The 280-nt window shown below is 47.9% G+C and carries 1 pseudogene; it reads right to left on the reverse strand.

Annotated elements, in window-relative coordinates:
* Window positions 1-197 precede the first annotated feature (197 nt).
* Window positions 198-280: pseudogene (locus GHN92_RS23695) on the reverse strand (superoxide dismutase [Fe]); the annotation flags it as partial.

Raw genomic sequence — 280 nt, forward strand, 5'->3', positions numbered from 1 at the left:
GGTAATCGTTCATTTTTCGAGGGCATTATCCAGTGGTTTGAGGGCTGGCCAATGTGTCGGTTCATGGTGTGCTGAACTTGAGCCGTCGAATGAAAAAAACATGCCGTTGATAGTAGTCTGAAGCGCTATGGCCACGCACTTTTGCTGAGGCCAAAAAAAACCCGGCAATGCCGGGTTTTTTTAACGTTCAGTCAGTTTCAGGCAGTGAAGGCTTTGCCTTCGAACTGCTCTGCAACGAACTTCCAGTTAACGATGTTCCAGAACGCCTCAACATACTTCG

Source organism: Pseudomonas sp. FSL R10-2964 (genome assembly GCF_009600035.1).
Classification (GTDB): domain Bacteria; phylum Pseudomonadota; class Gammaproteobacteria; order Pseudomonadales; family Pseudomonadaceae; genus Aquipseudomonas; species Aquipseudomonas bubulae.